We start from the raw sequence: 15281 nt of genomic DNA, 5'->3' as shown, positions 1-15281 counted from the left end.
GGCCTTACAGTTTATTGAAGAAATTCTGAAGTCTGTTCATCGCTTCAGTTAAGACTTCCTGCGGTTGCGCACCGAAGCAAATACGCAAGTGCCCTTCCCCTGCAGATCCGTAAAAACGGCCGGATTCGACAACCACTCCTGCTTCGCGCATCAGTCGCATTGCCACAGTATCAGAGTCGAGCCCCGTAGCGGAAATGTCCGGAAAGGCGTAAATCGTACCTTCAGGTGTCGCACAGGTTACCCCTGGCATTTGGTTTAGACGCTGGACCACTAGATTCCGGCTATGGTGATCACCTTCTACCATCTCACTAAGGGGTTCAGGGGAGCCTTGGAGTGCAGCGATCGCTCCATGTTGAATAAAAGTATTAACGTGGGTGACCTCTGTAGTCGTTACCTTCATCAAAGGTTCGACGAAATCGCCCGGGACAACAAGATAGCCGATTCGCCATCCATCCATTGCATAGGCTTTCGTGAAAGCCTGCATCGTAATCGTTCTTTCGGCCATTCCCGGCAGTGTTGCGATTGAGATATGCTGCGCTCCGTCGAAGGTGATCTGCTCATAGACCTCGTCTGTAATTACCACCAGATCGTGCTCAAGAGCCAACTCTGCGACGATACTCAGCTCTTCGCGACTGTACACACGCCCTGTCGGATTGCAGGGGTTAACAAGAACGATGACCTTCGTTCTTTCCGTGATATGCGCTTCGATTAGCTCCCGTTTGATGCTAAAATTATCAGCGGGGTCCAATGATGCGATCACTGGGGTGGCCCCAGCAAATTCGATCTTGCCGATATGCTGGGGGTAGAAGGGGTCAAGCAAGATTGCCTCGTCGTCGGCATCCAGAAGTGCCATGAAGGCGGCGAAGGACGCTTGCGTGAGGCCATTTGTGACAATGATCTGTGACGCATCCACCTGAAGCGCATTTTGTTGCAGCAGTTTGATAGCAAGCGCTTCGCGCAGTTCAGGAAGTCCTTGCAGGTCGCTGTAATGTACGTCACCCGCGAGCAGCGCATCAATCGTAGCCTGTTTGATATGGAGCGGCGTGTCATACATGGGACGGCCGAGTTCAAGGTGGATAAGCGGACCTTTTTCAGCCATTGCTAAAGCCACCATTCCATAGCTTTTCTCGGAGGTATCGGTGATGCGGCGGGCGAATCTTGACGTAGGCATTGCGTGTATGCTCCTGTTTTCTGGCGCTTTAAGCGACGGAATTTTTTAAATTTAGAGAATGATTATGACTGCTCATCGAAGCCACATGGATTTTCAGATGTCTCTCGACGGCATCGAAAACTTGGGTGAACTTTTTGACCGACGTTCGCGCGCAGCGGATAGCTGTATGAACACGTTCGATTTGCGGCATAGGGTGCGGTATGGGGAAGGACAGAACGAGATGCTGAACATCTTCCCCGCCGGGTCTGATGCACCTGTTATGATTTTTATTCATGGAGGGTTTTGGAAGTCTCTCACCGCAGATTTGTTCAGTTTTCTTGCTCCGGGGTTTGTCCCATTTGGGGCGGCGCTGGTGGTGATTGACTATCCGCTTATGCCGTCTTGTCGCATGTCGGACATAATCGAATCCTGCGAAAAGGCGGTCAGATGGGTCCACCAAAATGCGGCGTCTTTTGGTGGGGACCCAGACCGTATCTTTATCTCGGGCAACTCTGCAGGGGGGCATCTTGTTGCTGAGTGTATGAGGCGCCCAGTTGTGGATGTAATTCGTGGAGGTACAGCGATCAGTGGCCTTTTTGATCTTCAACCGGTCACGATGTCGTTTCAGAATGATGATTTGCAGCTGACGCCCAATGAGGTGGCAAATTTTTCGCCTCTTGGCTGTCCAGTGGAGATAGACGCTCCGATGATTGTCGCAGTGGGCGGGGAGGAGACGGAAGAGTTTCAGCGACAGTCGCGCGCCTATGCAGCTCATGTCGGTACCGATGTTTTGTCGGCTCCAGGTCAGAACCATATCACCATAGTGCTCGACGGTTTGGCCGGGTCTAATTCTGAACTCAATCGGCGTGTACGGGATCAGATGGGACTCCAACGCTTTGGCTTGTGATGGGGTCATGGCTGGCCCTCTTGCGGCCTAATCCAATCTGCCACCATTGCTTTTAAGAGCACGGCAGAAGGTGCCATGCGTCCAAGCCCACGAAATGGTAGCGCTGCAGCGGGTGAAACGGGCAGGGGAGCATTGTTCGGATCCGCTCCCGAGAGGACCCAATCCGCCAAGCTCGCTCCAAGCATGTTTGTGAACGCAACACCTCGGCCATTGCAGCCGGTGGCGCCCCATATCTTCTCCCCCATGCTGACAACAGATGGCAAGCCATCTCGGGACACTGCGGCCGTGCCACGCCAAACGTATTCAACTGCGGGAGTGCTCTCCAGCTTAAGTTCCGTGGCCAGACGTGTCGCGATGCGCTTGGCCATTCGCCTTTCTGCAGCTAATGGTATCAAAGCCATCCCACCTGAGATCAAACGGTTCTCAGCATCGAGACGATAAGTGAAAATATTGTTGCGGCTGTCGGAGACAGGGACGCGGTTCGGTGCGATCCGGGCGATAGTTTCGACATCTAAAGGTCGGGTTGCTATTTGATAAACTTGCAGCGGCAAAACACTGCGGCCAAGTTCTGCAGCTGCACCATGCGTACCCGAATTTGTTGCGACTATGACCTGATCGGCCCGCACAACTTTTCCTTGTGCTGTGTGAAGGACGTGCTGACCGCCTTGGGGCACTATACGCGCAACGGGCGTTCTTGTGTAAACTTGTGCGCCGCCGTTCAACGCCAAACGTGCTAGGCCGCGCACCAGCGCCAACGGGTTGATCATTCCCCCCGAAGAATCGCTCAAAGCTCCGTGATAGATGGACGTGCCGGTTTGTGCCTGCGTCTCTGATGCAGACATCCAGCGCACGGGCCGGCCGCGCTGCTGCCATTCCTTTGCGCGCTGCTCCAAGGCTTCGGCCATTTTGGGAGAATGGGCGGGCTGCAGCCATCCAGATTGTTCTGCCTGTGCCCCCATCCCAATTCGTTCTGCCAGACGAAAAACCTGCTCACCGCCGCGTTCGACAAGACGAAGCAGGCGTTCAGCGAACTGCGCAGGCAGAGCATCCTGAATCATTGCAGGGTGGGCGCGAGAAAAATGCGGGACGACGAAGCCAGCATTTCTTCCGCTGGCACCGGCGCCAAGCTCACCCGCCTCTAATAGAATGACGCTTGCGCCTTTTTCTGCCAGCCTGAGAGCGGCTGAAAGGCCGAGAAAACCTCCGCCTATAATGGCCACCTCGGCATCTAAGTCTTCCTGCAAGGTCCTGCTTTCAGGGCCTGCAGCCGTAGTCGCATGCCATAGCGTATTCTTCGGGAGTTGCCTCATTTTAATGCGAAACCTCTGCAAGACGGGTGAAAACGTTTTCTTTCCGAAGAACCCAATTCTCTACCATTGACGTAGATGTGATCACATGATCATATGATCGGGTCAACAGGAAATTCTAGGACAAGAGCATGACATCTAAGCGTTGGGCGATCGAAACCGGCTCCAAATTTGAGAAGCTTGCGGGATATTCCCGAGCTGTCGTGGATGGTGAGTGGATCTTTGTGTCGGGTACAGCCGGATTTGACGCCGGGACCGGTGAGTTCCCTGACGATCCTGCAGAGCAGGCGCGCTGCGCACTAAAACAGATTTCCGACGCATTGGGTAAAGCTGGTGCAGCCTTGTCTGATATCGTCCAAGTCCGAGTGTATTTGTCTCATGCCGACCATGTCATGGCGGCGTCGGAAGTGCTGGGGGCTGCATTCAGCGCACCTCGGCCAACGAACACAACGATCATATGCGGGTTCGCAGTACCTGAAATACTTGTAGAAATCGAAGTGACTGCGCTCAAGCGAGATCGCACTGACGGCGAGCGGGTGGCCTGATGGCGGCCCCGCTTCTTCAGGTTACCGATGCGGTAAAAAAATTTGGTATGATGCACGCTGTAGATGGTGCTTCATTCGACGTGACCGAAGGGTCAATAACAGGGCTTATTGGTCCGAATGGAGCCGGTAAGACGACGTTGTTCAGTACGATTGCGGGTGAGAATAGCCTAACGTCTGGCGAGGTGATCTTTAACGGCATCGACATTACACATCTTGCCGCCTCTGATATCTATGCTTGTGGCATGGGGCGAACATTTCAGATTCCGCGCCCGTTTCCCACAATGACCATTCTTGAGAATGTTATGCTCGCGGCGACGAACCAACTGGGTGAGCGGTTCTGGAACACTTGGTTCATGCCCAAGCAAGTCCGGCTACAAGAACGCGAGATACGTGACCGCGCACGAGAAATTATTCAATTCTGCAATCTTGCTCACCTTGAAAGCCAAGTCGCTGGGTCGATCTCCGGCGGCCAGAAAAAACTTTTAGAACTTGCTCGTGTTTTGATGTCGGACCCACAGCTTATCTTGTTGGATGAACCTGCCGCTGGAGTGAACCCTGCTTTGCTGGATGTTCTAGTCGAGAAGATTGTCGAGCTGAACGAGCGCGGAAAAACCTTTCTTATCATTGAACACAATATGGATATGGTGATGTCGCTCTGTGATCCAATTGTCGTGCTCGCGCAAGGAAGGGTACTTTGTACCGGAACGCCGGAGCAAGTCGCGGCCGACCCGGCTGTTATTGATGCTTACCTTGGTGAGGTGGCTGCATGACGAGCGCGACCTTAAAAATCGAGGGGCTGACCGCAGGATATCAGCCGGGACTCCCCATTCTCAGCGACGTTGCATTGAGCGTGTCTAAAGGTGAGCTGGTAACAATTATCGGCCCGAATGGGGCAGGCAAGTCTACGTTGATTAAGGCCGTTGCGGGTCTGCTGCATATCGAAACGGGTCAAATTACGCTGAATGATCGCAACATCACGCGTATTGCAACCCACCAAATGTCAGAAGCTTCGGTGGCCTATGTTCCCCAAACAGAAAACATATTCGCTAGCCTTACTATAGATGAGAATTTGCGGGTTGGCGCCCAGGCACTCGCAAAGGATACGGCCCGCCAAAGGGTAGCAGAGGCCTATGATCGGTTTCCCGACCTGCAAAGGTTCAGACGTCAGAAGGCACGGGTTCTGTCGGGAGGGCAACGGCAAATGCTCGCTGTTGCGCGGGCTCTGTTAACCCATCCAGAAGTAATCATGCTGGATGAACCAAGTGCCGGTTTGTCGCCTAAAATGGTTGAAGAAGTCTTTGTTCATTTGGTGGAGCTGCGTGCAGCAGGTGTGGCTGTTCTAATGGTTGAGCAGAACGCTAAAGCAGCCATGCGGATCTCAGACCGAACATATGTCTTGGCTGAGGGTCGGAACCGTTTGCAAGGTCCTTCCGATCAGCTGCTAGACGATCCTGAAGTGTCTGAAATTTATCTTGGAAGAGCTGGAAAGAAACAATGATCGCACAGGCTTTGGCCGACGGTCTTTTGACGGGAGCAATTTATGCTCTTGGTGCAATTGGCCTCACTTTGACGATGGGCATTTTGCGCTTTGCTAACTTTGCCCATGCAGAGATGATGACCTGGGGAGCCTATATGGCTCTTGGCGTGCTGACGGTCTTCAATTTGGAAAGCGCGCCATTAGGACCTTTGACATTTGGTTGGCCCCTAATCGGCGCCACAGTAGTGGCGGTTCTCTTGACGGTGGCGCTTGCTTTGATTGTAGATAGGATTGTCTTCTCACGCCTGCGAGGCCGCGTCGGGCATCTTACGCTTGTTTTCGCATCCTTTGGGGTGGCGCTTCTCATACGAAATCTGATCAGTCTCATGTTTGGTGGTGAAGCCACCTATTATACCAATGAACTACAGATCGCTATCAAGCTAGCATCTGGACTACGGGTCATGCCGGATCAGATTTTCATTTTTTGCACTTCTCTTGCTCTTGTGGTGGGAGTGCATCTGTTCTTGCAGAAAACGCGATTGGGTTTGGCCATGCGCGCGGTTTCTGAAAGCCCTACTTTATCGGAAATCAATGGCATCTCTTTGGCCCGGGTCGTTCAATGGACATGGATTATTGGGGGCGCACTCGCTGCTGTCGCAGGGGTGCTCTACGGCGTATCTGTACAGCTGAGACCTGAATTCGGTTTCCAATTGCTACTTCCGCTTTTCGCGGCAGCTATTCTCGGGGGGGTTGGCAATGTTGTTGGGGCTGTTATCGGCGGGTTCCTGATTGGTTCTATCGAGTCCCTCTCGGTCCTCTTCATTCCAGCTGGCTACAAGGTGGCGGTGCCATTCCTTGTTCTTCTCTTTGTTCTCTATCTTCGCCCTACCGGCATCTTTGCTGGAACTTCGGGAGGGAAATGATGTTTGGTATCGCACTCTATCTCGTCTTCTTTATGACTATCGTGTCGATCTATGCGATCCTTGTCATGGGTTTAAACCTGCAGTGGGGCTATACAGGCTTGTTCAATGCAGGCGTCGTGGCGTTTTTCGCGATCGGCGCTTACGGCACGGCAATTCTTAGCGGACCTGAAAATGACAGGCTCATCGGTGGATTTGATTTAAACTACGCCGTCGGATTGGGGGGCGGGATCATCTTTGCCGGTGTTGCGGGATTAATCGTGGCATTAGCAACCTTGAGGCTTCGCGAAGAGTACTTAGCGATTGCTACATTTGGCGTGGCGATTTCAGTTCAGTTGGTCGCGTTGAACTTCACGTCGTTGACTGGCGGCGCAAACGGCATCGTTGGTCTGCCACGCCCGTTCGCTGGGCTATTTTCTGACAATAACGTCTATGCGATATTCTTCCTAGGCTTGGTACTCGCGATTGCCTTCGTGATTTACGTAGCCTTAGAGCGCGCTGTACGATCTCCTTGGGGTCGCGTTCTGCGTGCAATCCGTGAGGATGAAGTCGCGGCTTTGTCGCTCGGCAAAAACCCTGTAAAAATCCGTCTTCAGTCTTTCGTTCTTGGTTCGGCCATTATGGGTTTAGCGGGCGGAATATATGTGGGATTCATCGGGTTCGTCAGCCCAATTGATTTTATGCCGATCCTGACATTCCAGATATGGGCGATGCTGATTGTTGGCGGTTCAGGCAACAACCGCGGCGCAGTATTGGGGTGCCTTTTAGTCTGGGGGCTGTGGACCGCGAGCGGCTATCTGATCAGCAATATGGTGCCACCAGGGCTGCAATCTCAAGCGGGGTCGGTGCAAGCCATGTTGATCGGGTTGTTAATCGTCTTCACACTGCTGTTCAGACCACGCGGATTGATCGGCGAAGAAGATGTCATCTCAACGCATGTAGAAGATAAATCCACATCTTAAGTGGAAAATTTTGCGAAATGATAAGAGTTACCAACAGAGGGAAAATCATGAACTACAAACTTAGTATAGTTGCAGTTGTAGGGGCGTTCTCTGCCCTCAGCCTGCTCCCAAACCCGGCCGCTGCTCAATCCAGTGATTGCTCCTATCCCATCGGAGCAGTCGTATCTTTATCTGGTTCTATGGCCGCAATCGGCGGTGCCATTGCGAATGCCGGGCAGCTTGCTGTGGAGCATATGAACGAAGCCGGAGGTCTGCTCGGCTGCAAGGCCGAATATCGTTTGCGTGATGATCAGGGATTGCCGAATGTCGGCATTGATGCCGCGAAGTCGCTGGTCGCCGTTGAAGGGGCTGAGGTTATCTTAGGTGCAATTCAATCGGGCGTCACAATGCCAATCCTGACATCTGTTGCTGTGCCTGAGAATGTGACCCAAATCAGTTGTTGTTCTAGCGCGCCTAGCTTCACTGAATTGGCTCGCAAGGGTGGTACAGATGGGTATTGGTTCCGCACTTTGCCAACTGTGCGTCCTCAGGGGTTCGTAATGTCAGAACTCGCTGCTGAGCGGGGATATAGTAAGGTAGCGGTCATCTACGTAAACTCAGACTATGGTCTAGCTATGGCTGAAGCCTTTGAAGAAGCGCATTTAGCAGGCGGTGGCGAAGTGAAAATGGTCGCTTACAATCAAGAGCAGGCATCCTATCGCGCTGAAGTTTCTCAAGCTCTTCAAGGGGAACCAGATGCTCTCTTTTTGGTGGCGTTTCCCGCTGATGGCGCCACTGCGATGCGTGAATGGATTTCTTTTGGTGGCACTCAAAACATCCTATTGAGCAATGCTTTGCGCTCAAAGGAATTTATTGAGGCTGTCGGGGAGAAGTATTTGACTAACGCTGTCGGTATCGACAACGCCCAATTTGACGGACCGTCTGTTGACGCGTTCAACAGTAGTTGGAAAGATCGCTATGGCGAGGCGCCTGAAGGGCCTGGTTTGCATACTATGTATGATGCCGCGGCTGTGGCGCTCCTTGCGGCACAAGCATCGGGCACCTACGAGGGAACCGCAATTCGCGATACCATCCGCAAAATTACGGGTCCCGGCGGCGAAGTAATCAATCCAGGTCCTGAAGGATTTGCGCGCGCCATTGAGGCCCTGAAGCAAGGCAAGAGCATCACTTATGTAGGGGCTACAGGGCCTATCGAGTTCGACCAGTTTGGTGACGTTTCAGGCCCGTATCTACTTTGGGGTATCGCCGAGGACGGAGAGCTCACCAACATCGAGACTTGGAGTGTTGAACGCGTTAACGCCTTGATGGCAGACAAATAAGAGAAACAGATCTCATGCGGTCGTCATGGGGCGCATGAGATTTGCCTCTATCTGGAAAGATTCTGTATGCTTATTTTGAATGCTTCAGATGTTCGTAGCTTAATTGGTCCACAGGAGGCCTACGATGCTGTGCGGGCGGGGTTTATGCATCTCGCATCTGGCGCAATTCAGTCTTTCGCGCGACACCAACTCAGCGCTGGCGGTCGTCACGCCTTGATGGGGCTTATGCCAGTTGCGGATACCGAGGATGGCGGGCCATGGGCCATTAAGGTCGTGTTGGTCGGGAAGAGTAACCGATCAATTGGGCTAGACAGTCATCAAGGATTTCTATTGCTAGCTGACGGTGGCACAGGCGTTCCTGTTGCCCTTATTGATGCATCAAGTATTACCGCGATGCGTACAGCTGCCGCCAGCGCGGTAGCGACCAAAGCATTGGCTCCGGTTAATCCTACCCGGATCGCAGTCCTAGGTGGGGGTACTCAAGCTCGGAGTCACGCAGTGGCAATGCGGCATCTCTATCCGACCGCTGAATTGGTCCTTTGGGCTCGTTCTAATGGAGCCGAACTCGCTAAAGAACTGAAGGTTACTCATGCGCAGAGCATAGATGAAGCTGTTGATCGAGCGCATGTCATATGTACAGTTACTGGCGCTAAAGAGCCAATCCTCAAGTTGGCCAACGTATCAGAAGGCTGCCATATCAACGCAGTTGGGGCGAGTAATCCGGCCGCTCGCGAAATAGCAGGGGATCTCGTTGCAGCCTCAAAATTTGTAGTAGATTCCTTTGAGCAAGCGGAATCCGAATGTGGCGAACTGCTTCTAGCTCGTTCGGAAGGCGTCATTGCCGTCGACCAACAGATTATTTCATTGGACAGTGTTCTATCTGGTGCCCATCCGGGACGCGTGAGCGGTCAGGAAATTACGCTCTTCAAGTCGCTTGGTATCGCTACAGAAGACCTTGCTTTAGGAAAGGAAGTTCTAAAGCAAGCTAAGGTGCGCGGGATCGGTATTAATGTGGATATGCAGGGGAGTAAAAAAGGCTCCAGTCCATTCCAGCAAAGCGTATTTGGATCAAACAGAAATCACTCAAACCTCTAAACGGTGGTTGAGAGATTTTGACGAGTTTCACCATAATTAACCTTATAAGTTTTATTATCAGATTAAGGCGCGCGCTACCCTCAAGTGCGACTCTTGTTAGAAAACAGTAGTTTATCTAACGGGGTCACTACGTTTGATCGGAGTCTAACTGTTACAGCGCGTTACTGAAGATCCCTTCGCCGGAAGTAAACTCAGACTTTGGCGTGTCCATCCTTTTGGCAATCATGGACGAGATAGCTTCTAGAGCACTCTCCCTATAAACTTCGTCTTAATTAAGCTGTTCGGTTACAGTAGCGGCAGCTGCGCTTTGCGCAGCAGAATATTCTTGTCCAACCTTAGACCTAAGGAAGTCACGGTGGCGATCAGTAAAGCTGAGTGTAGTTTTCACTGTCATTAACGGACCCTCCACAAGGTATGAATAATCTATACTACCCTTCGTAGGTTCCGTAAATCGTTCGAACTGATTGGGCAACGAGGCTTCTGAGAGCTTAAAATTCGATGGTATCGACGCTGTTGGGAAAACTTCGTTGTCATATGAAACGAGGAACGCTGGCAACGGCTCTCTTTCCTCACGCAATAAGCTATACAGCTATATTGCGACGGGTCGCCGATCAGAGCAAGCTCAAGATTATTTAGTTCACGCCCAAATGCAGCGCGCTTTGGCGCGCTAGAACAAAAAGCGAGAAGGCGCGAACAACATTTTTTGACGAGATCTTGTTGGCGCCTTCTCTGTACAATCCAAACCTATAGGCGGTGAGCCGGTTCAGATTGCCTTGGTAAGAAGTGATTTGTTTCGGCTTGAGAGTCAAGTTAGACGTTGGATCAGATCAGTTTGGGGCGACGTTTCTGGGCGCTCGCACCCCTTGCTCCTAGGGCATTATCTGCCTAACGTACGCAATGTACTTCCAAAAATGACGTGTCGCCTAATGTTTGAGAAGATTAAAGATTTTTACTCTCATGATATTCGAGTCGATCTTGGCCCAGCCAGCATGCTGGCTGATCTGTGTCCGCAGAATGAAGCGTATTGCTCTGCGGCCGCGCGGGGTAGTTTTATGGTTTCTATCTCACAGGGAGATGTTCACGAAGGCGTTTATGTTCCGCTTCTAGAGCAGTCCTTTAGCAGTATTTCTGCGGCACGCGAGTTCCTCGAAGGCTTGCGTTCTGAATACCCTACGGCCACGTATTTTGATTTCGTTGCCCACCCCACCGGAACACTCCCTCTCAAAGATGGGACAGCCTGACTTTCAGTGGCGCTTTCAAAGCGGTAAAAATGTGCCCCACCTTGGCCCCTAGGACCGTCTCCTGCTTATCCGTTCACTTGAGGCGAGCAGCCGCTTGTTCCGGTAACCAAGTAACAATCTCAGGAAACGCGACAAAGAGGATCAGGACGACTACTTGAATAAGAAAAAACGGGATCACGCCGCGGTAAACCTGACCAATGCCAATCCCATCGGGCAACACCCCCTTGAGATAGAATAGCGTGTAGCCGAAGGGCGGGGTGATGTAAGCCATTTGGGCTGTCACCATAAACAGGACGCCAAACCAAAGGGGGTCAAATCCCAGCGTTTTGATGATTGGCACGAATACTGGAACGCACAGCAGAATGATGCCGATCTCATCCAGAAAGAGCCCTAAGAATATCAAGACCAACAGCATCGCTAGCAAAACCACATAGCGAGAAGAATTCAAACTTTCGACAAAGCTCAAAACGCTGTCGGCACCGCCAGTCGCTACAAACACTGAGATGAATGCCTTCGCCCCCAAAGTGATCCATAAAATCATTGCTGTGACGCGCAGCGTGTCTGTCGCCGCCGCATTTAGGCTCGACAACTGAAGGCGGCCAGAGAAGATCGCAGAAAGCAGCGCGCCGAGAACGCCGACCGCGGCCGCTTCGGTCGGCGTTGCAATCCCTGCATAGATTGAGCCCAAAACAGACAGGATCACGAACGCAGGCAAAGCCAGATGCTTTAGAGAAGCGATCTTTTGCGAGAGCGGTATAGTGGTTTCCTCCATCGGTTTAGGGGCGAGCTTCGGGTTTAATGTCACGCGCAGCCAAATGTAGCTACAATACCCCACCGCAAGAATAAGACCGGGTATAATCCCTGCAATGAACATCTGACCGATCGAGATCTGTGCGGTGATCGCGTAGACGATTGTAACAACTGATGGTGGGATCAAGATGCCCAATGTGCCGCCTGCGCAGATCGCCCCCAACGCCAATGGGGGATGGTACCCGCGCGACAGCATAGAGGGCAGCGCAAGAATGCCCATTGCGGCAACTGCTGCACCAACCACGCCCGTCATTGCGGCCATAATTGTGCAGATGACCACGGTACCAATCGCCAAACCACCTGACACCCCACCAAACCATGTTTCCATAGCAGTATAGAGGTCGTCGATGATCCGCGATTTTTGCAATATCGCCGCCATCAAAACGTACAGCGGGATTGCCATGAGCGCTTCCGATGTCATTGTCTCGAAGGTGTTGAGGACCGTAACAATCAGCGCACTGGGTCCCCACAAGGTAGCGGTCGCTAAGAAAGCAATGCCACCTAAGACAAAGGCAAGGCCCGCGCCGCTGAGCATCAGCACGATAAGCGAGGCAAACATCCCGACTAGAACAAAACTACTTTCCATCAGGCGGTCCTCACTTTGATAGCGAAGACCACTTCGGCAAGTGACTGCAAGATGAGAAGTAACCCTGCCAGCGGGAGAACCATCTTGGCGGGCCAGACCACAGGGTTCCATGCGGAGTAACTGGTCTCCCCGTATTCAAACGCTTGCCATGCTAGTGGCAGACTGAACCGCACCAAGATCACGCCGAAAATGAGCGCAAGTAAAGCGGCTGCAACTGCGAGAATGGTGCGCAACCTGCCTCGCGCCGTAGCCGAGAGAATATCAACGGCCACATGACCTCCAATGTGGAGTAAGTAAGGCCCGCCAAGAAGGAAGAACGGGCCAAAGAGCAAAGTGGCCAACTCAGGCCCCCAACTGGTTGGGTTGTGAAAGGAGTAGCGGGAGATGACTTCGAACAGCATGAGTGCTGCAATGACGTAGACCAGCCATTTTGTGGTCTCAAATGTCCAGCGATTGAATGTGGTAATAGCTTGAGCCGCGCGAAGCATTGGCACCTCTCTTCGTTACAAAAAAAGGCCCGATGCTTGCGGGCTCGGGCCGTTCTGTGGCTATCCTTAGGATTAGAGGAGGCGCAGATCCGAGAGAAGCTGTTTTTGGCTTTCCATCATCTCTGTGGCGAGTGCATCTCCCTTAGTCGCTTTCTCCCAAGAGGCTACAGCCTTGCTGCGCGCTTGAGCGACATCTTCGGGGTCAAGGGTGATGATTTCGACGCCGGCATCCTCAAACTTCGCAAGGTATTCAGCGTTGTCCACGATAATGTTTTGGCGCAGTGCGCCAGATACTTCGCGCGCGGCCACAGCCAGGGCGGCTCGTTGCTGATCGTCCAACTGCCCGTAGGCCGCTGTATTGGCCACATAGCAAGTTGCGGTGGATGGCTGATGGATGCCCGGTAGGATGAGGTACTTTGCGACCTCGTGAAGGCCCTCTTCGTAGTTTGCTTTGATGTCGCCGCGGTCGGCAAAATCAATGAGACCCTTATCAAGGGCGGAATAGACTTCGGACGTGGGCAGCGGAGACACCGCAACACCAAAATCGGCCATGACAGCCGCAGCCAAGCCCACAAAGCGACCTTTCAGCCCCTCCATATCCGCCATCTTGCGGATTTCGACTTTCGAATGCAGTGGCTCTTCACCGTAGACTGTTGGGGCTACATAAGTAAGGCCGGCGGGTGCATAGGATTGGGCCGCAAGCTCCATGCCTCCACGTTCATAAAACCATGCCTCGTATTGGTCAGCTTCGGGGAAGCCGAAGGGGACAGTAGAAGAAAATCCATGTGCCGGGATCTTGCCGGCAGTGTAGCCATCAAAGGTCTTCATCAACTGGAATGCACCGCCGCGCACAGCGTCGAAAGCCTGTGCTGCCGGTACAATTTGCCCTCCTGCAAAAGGCGTAATGCTAAGGCTTCCGCCAGTCAGTTCGCGCACCCGATCGCAGAACTTTTCTTCATAAAGCATTGGTGTGGTGCCACCGCCCCAAAGGGCCTGCATCCGCCACTCAATCGTACCTTGAGCGCGGACTGAGCTTGCCGCGACAACTGCCGGAGCAGCCAAACTTGTAGCTGCGGCTCCACGCAAAAAATGCCGACGCGTCGCACTATTATTGAGATTATCTTTCATTGGTTATCCTCCCTAAAAACCTGAATGCTGTATGTCGTCCTAAAGCTCAGACAATACTTTCTTCGCTGCTTGGACACTCACGTGCCCCTCTCCCGCAATGACTTTGGCCACCGCTTCAATCTGTGGCCCTGTGGCGCCTGCCAGAATGGCGATATTACGCGCGTGCAGCGCCATATGTCCCTTCTGGATACCCTCTGTCGCCAGAGCACGCAGTGCGGCCATGTTTTGGGCCAACCCTACGGCGACTGTGACTTCTGCAAGCTCTTGGGCTGTTTCCACGTTTAGAATGCGAAGCGCCGCTTGTGCTGCCGGATGCGTTTTGGTTGCTCCCCCAACCAGACCAAGCGCCATAGGCATCTCAATTGTACCTGTGAGAGAGCCATTTCTACCACGCTCCCACGTAGTCAACGAGGTATAGCTCCCTTTGTGCGCAGCCCAGGCGTGGGCTCCTGCTTCAATCGCACGCCAGTCGTTGCCAGTGGCAACGACCACAGGGTCGATTCCGTTCATGATCCCCTTATTGTGGGTCGCTGCGCGGTACGGATCGATCTGGGCCAGTGCATAAGCCTCGATCATACCGGTAATCACCTCATGCCCGTCCATTGCCTTTGTAGTCATGGCTTCGGGGGTTAAGGTGACATGTGCCCGTGCCAAGCGACGATCAGCCAGATTGGACAAGATACGCAGGCGGGTATGTCCACCAGCAATTTCCGCGACCCGTGGTGCGATCGTTTCTGCCATCGAATTAACGGCGTTTGCCCCCATCGCATCGCGCACATCGACTAGAATATGGAGCACTGCCATCGGCCCGACAGCTGTGTTTTCGAACACATGAACTTCGATCCCAATGCAGCCGCCGCCCAGCGATACCAGAACCTCATCGCGCGCATTACACATCTCGCGCAGTTCGGTTTCCGCAGCAAGCAGCCGATGACGGGCTCCGCTTGGGTCCGTCAGGCCAGCTACTTGTATCTGCGCGCGCATCACGGGCAGGTCGGAGGATGTGTGAAAACCGCCGCAGCCACGGGCAATTTTGGCCATATAGGAGGCTGCAGCCACCACAGAGGGCTCTTCAACTACCATCGGGATCAGGTAGTCCTTGTTGTTAATCGTAAAGTTGGAAGCGACGCCAAGCGGAAGCTCAAACTTCCCTATCACATTTTCAATCATCCCGTTTGCAAGCGACATCGGCAAGACATCACGCCCTGCCAGTGCGGCCTGATCGGTATCGGCGAGGCCGACTGCCTTTGCTAGTAGGTCGAGCCGCTCCTCTGGCTCAAGATTGCGCAGGTTTTCGAGCCGTGAATTGATCTGCACTGTGGTGCCGTCAGCCATTTAGAATATCC

Annotated in this window: 15 protein-coding genes; 9 read left to right on the top strand and 6 right to left on the bottom strand. The window is 52.9% G+C overall.

Going from position 1 to position 15281, the window contains the following annotated elements:
• Nucleotides 1-4 precede the first annotated feature (4 nt).
• Nucleotides 5-1171: a pyridoxal phosphate-dependent aminotransferase gene (locus tag ACSQ16_RS00715; RefSeq protein WP_435988383.1), complete on the bottom strand. Its 1167-nt coding sequence runs from the start codon at nt 1169-1171 to the stop codon at nt 5-7.
• A 97-nt stretch (nt 1172-1268) separates the two neighbouring features.
• Between ACSQ16_RS00715 and ACSQ16_RS00710 the strand changes: the two genes are divergently transcribed.
• Nucleotides 1269-2057, top strand: a complete 789-nt coding sequence (locus ACSQ16_RS00710; protein ID WP_435988382.1) for an alpha/beta hydrolase — start codon at nt 1269-1271, stop codon at nt 2055-2057.
• Nucleotides 2058-2062: 5 nt separating this feature from the next.
• Here ACSQ16_RS00710 and ACSQ16_RS00705 read toward each other — a convergent pair whose 3' ends face one another.
• A complete protein-coding gene (locus tag ACSQ16_RS00705) occupies nt 2063-3301 on the bottom strand; it encodes an NAD(P)/FAD-dependent oxidoreductase (RefSeq protein WP_435988381.1) in 1239 nt (412 codons plus the stop codon).
• Nucleotides 3302-3495: 194 nt separating this feature from the next.
• On the opposite strand from ACSQ16_RS00705, the gene ACSQ16_RS00700 reads away from it, so the two are divergent.
• The 8 genes from ACSQ16_RS00700 (at nt 3496) to ACSQ16_RS00665 (ending at nt 10923) form a co-directional block, all read left to right on the top strand.
• A complete protein-coding gene (locus tag ACSQ16_RS00700; protein ID WP_435988380.1) occupies nt 3496-3909 on the top strand; it encodes a RidA family protein in 414 nt (137 codons plus the stop codon).
• Nucleotides 3909-4679, top strand: a complete 771-nt coding sequence (locus ACSQ16_RS00695) for an ABC transporter ATP-binding protein (RefSeq protein WP_435988379.1) — start codon at nt 3909-3911, stop codon at nt 4677-4679. The genes ACSQ16_RS00700 and ACSQ16_RS00695 overlap by 1 nt, the downstream gene beginning before the upstream one ends.
• A complete protein-coding gene (locus ACSQ16_RS00690; RefSeq protein ID WP_435988378.1) occupies nt 4676-5407 on the top strand; it encodes an ABC transporter ATP-binding protein in 732 nt (243 codons plus the stop codon). The genes ACSQ16_RS00695 and ACSQ16_RS00690 overlap by 4 nt, the downstream gene beginning before the upstream one ends.
• A complete protein-coding gene (locus ACSQ16_RS00685; RefSeq protein ID WP_435988377.1) occupies nt 5404-6309 on the top strand; it encodes a branched-chain amino acid ABC transporter permease in 906 nt (301 codons plus the stop codon). Before ACSQ16_RS00690 ends, ACSQ16_RS00685 begins: the two co-directional genes overlap by 4 nt.
• Complete coding sequence (locus ACSQ16_RS00680; protein WP_435988376.1) at nt 6309-7268, top strand: branched-chain amino acid ABC transporter permease; 960 nt, start codon at nt 6309-6311, stop codon at nt 7266-7268. The genes ACSQ16_RS00685 and ACSQ16_RS00680 overlap by 1 nt, the downstream gene beginning before the upstream one ends.
• A 47-nt stretch (nt 7269-7315) precedes the next feature.
• Nucleotides 7316-8587, top strand: a complete 1272-nt coding sequence (locus ACSQ16_RS00675) for an ABC transporter substrate-binding protein (RefSeq protein WP_435988375.1) — start codon at nt 7316-7318, stop codon at nt 8585-8587.
• Nucleotides 8588-8653: 66 nt separating this feature from the next.
• Nucleotides 8654-9682 carry an ornithine cyclodeaminase family protein gene (locus tag ACSQ16_RS00670; protein ID WP_435988374.1) on the top strand — a complete coding sequence of 343 codons (1029 nt, stop codon included), beginning with the start codon at nt 8654-8656 and terminating at the stop codon, nt 9680-9682.
• Between the two features lie 926 nt (nt 9683-10608).
• Nucleotides 10609-10923 (top strand): hypothetical protein, encoded by a 315-nt coding sequence (locus tag ACSQ16_RS00665; RefSeq protein ID WP_435988373.1) that lies wholly within the window; start codon nt 10609-10611, stop codon nt 10921-10923.
• Between the two features lie 73 nt (nt 10924-10996).
• Here ACSQ16_RS00665 and ACSQ16_RS00660 read toward each other — a convergent pair whose 3' ends face one another.
• From ACSQ16_RS00660 to ACSQ16_RS00645, 4 genes are all read right to left on the bottom strand, one after another.
• Nucleotides 10997-12319 (bottom strand): TRAP transporter large permease, encoded by a 1323-nt coding sequence (locus tag ACSQ16_RS00660; protein ID WP_435988372.1) that lies wholly within the window; start codon nt 12317-12319, stop codon nt 10997-10999.
• Complete coding sequence (locus ACSQ16_RS00655) at nt 12319-12807, bottom strand: TRAP transporter small permease subunit (protein WP_168613360.1); 489 nt, start codon at nt 12805-12807, stop codon at nt 12319-12321. The genes ACSQ16_RS00660 and ACSQ16_RS00655 overlap by 1 nt, the downstream gene beginning before the upstream one ends.
• Before the next feature lie 72 nt (nt 12808-12879).
• The gene (dctP, locus tag ACSQ16_RS00650; protein ID WP_394414039.1) at nt 12880-13935 is read right to left on the bottom strand and encodes a TRAP transporter substrate-binding protein DctP; all 1056 of its coding nucleotides are present in this window, start codon (nt 13933-13935) and stop codon (nt 12880-12882) included.
• 39 nt (nt 13936-13974) lie between these two features.
• Nucleotides 13975-15270, bottom strand: coding sequence for a hydroxymethylglutaryl-CoA reductase, degradative (locus ACSQ16_RS00645; RefSeq protein ID WP_435988371.1), 1296 nt, complete (start codon nt 15268-15270; stop codon nt 13975-13977).
• Between the last annotated feature and the right edge of the window lie 11 nt (nt 15271-15281).

Source organism: Sulfitobacter sp. SH24 (assembly GCF_965641895.1).
GTDB lineage: Bacteria > Pseudomonadota > Alphaproteobacteria > Rhodobacterales > Rhodobacteraceae > Sulfitobacter > Sulfitobacter dubius.
This window is presented reverse-complemented; position numbering and strand designations above follow the sequence as displayed.

Excerpts from the sequence above, each read along its gene's own strand:
- ACSQ16_RS00665 (WP_435988373.1), top strand. The coding sequence starts at position 10,609 with ATGTTTGAGAAGATTAAAGATTTTTACTCTCATGATATTCGAGTCGAT.
- ACSQ16_RS00670 (WP_435988374.1), top strand. The coding sequence starts at position 8,654 with ATGCTTATTTTGAATGCTTCAGATGTTCGTAGCTTAATTGGTCCACAG.
- ACSQ16_RS00645 (WP_435988371.1), bottom strand. The coding sequence starts at position 15,270 with ATGGCTGACGGCACCACAGTGCAGATCAATTCACGGCTCGAAAACCTG.
- ACSQ16_RS00715 (WP_435988383.1), bottom strand. The coding sequence starts at position 1,171 with ATGCCTACGTCAAGATTCGCCCGCCGCATCACCGATACCTCCGAGAAA.
- ACSQ16_RS00660 (WP_435988372.1), bottom strand. The coding sequence starts at position 12,319 with ATGGAAAGTAGTTTTGTTCTAGTCGGGATGTTTGCCTCGCTTATCGTG.
- ACSQ16_RS00680 (WP_435988376.1), top strand. The coding sequence starts at position 6,309 with ATGTTTGGTATCGCACTCTATCTCGTCTTCTTTATGACTATCGTGTCG.
- ACSQ16_RS00675 (WP_435988375.1), top strand. The coding sequence starts at position 7,316 with ATGAACTACAAACTTAGTATAGTTGCAGTTGTAGGGGCGTTCTCTGCC.
- ACSQ16_RS00655 (WP_168613360.1), bottom strand. The coding sequence starts at position 12,807 with ATGCTTCGCGCGGCTCAAGCTATTACCACATTCAATCGCTGGACATTT.
- ACSQ16_RS00685 (WP_435988377.1), top strand. The coding sequence starts at position 5,404 with ATGATCGCACAGGCTTTGGCCGACGGTCTTTTGACGGGAGCAATTTAT.
- dctP (WP_394414039.1), bottom strand. The coding sequence starts at position 13,935 with ATGAAAGATAATCTCAATAATAGTGCGACGCGTCGGCATTTTTTGCGT.
- ACSQ16_RS00695 (WP_435988379.1), top strand. The coding sequence starts at position 3,909 with ATGGCGGCCCCGCTTCTTCAGGTTACCGATGCGGTAAAAAAATTTGGT.
- ACSQ16_RS00710 (WP_435988382.1), top strand. The coding sequence starts at position 1,269 with ATGTCTCTCGACGGCATCGAAAACTTGGGTGAACTTTTTGACCGACGT.
- ACSQ16_RS00690 (WP_435988378.1), top strand. The coding sequence starts at position 4,676 with ATGACGAGCGCGACCTTAAAAATCGAGGGGCTGACCGCAGGATATCAG.
- ACSQ16_RS00700 (WP_435988380.1), top strand. The coding sequence starts at position 3,496 with ATGACATCTAAGCGTTGGGCGATCGAAACCGGCTCCAAATTTGAGAAG.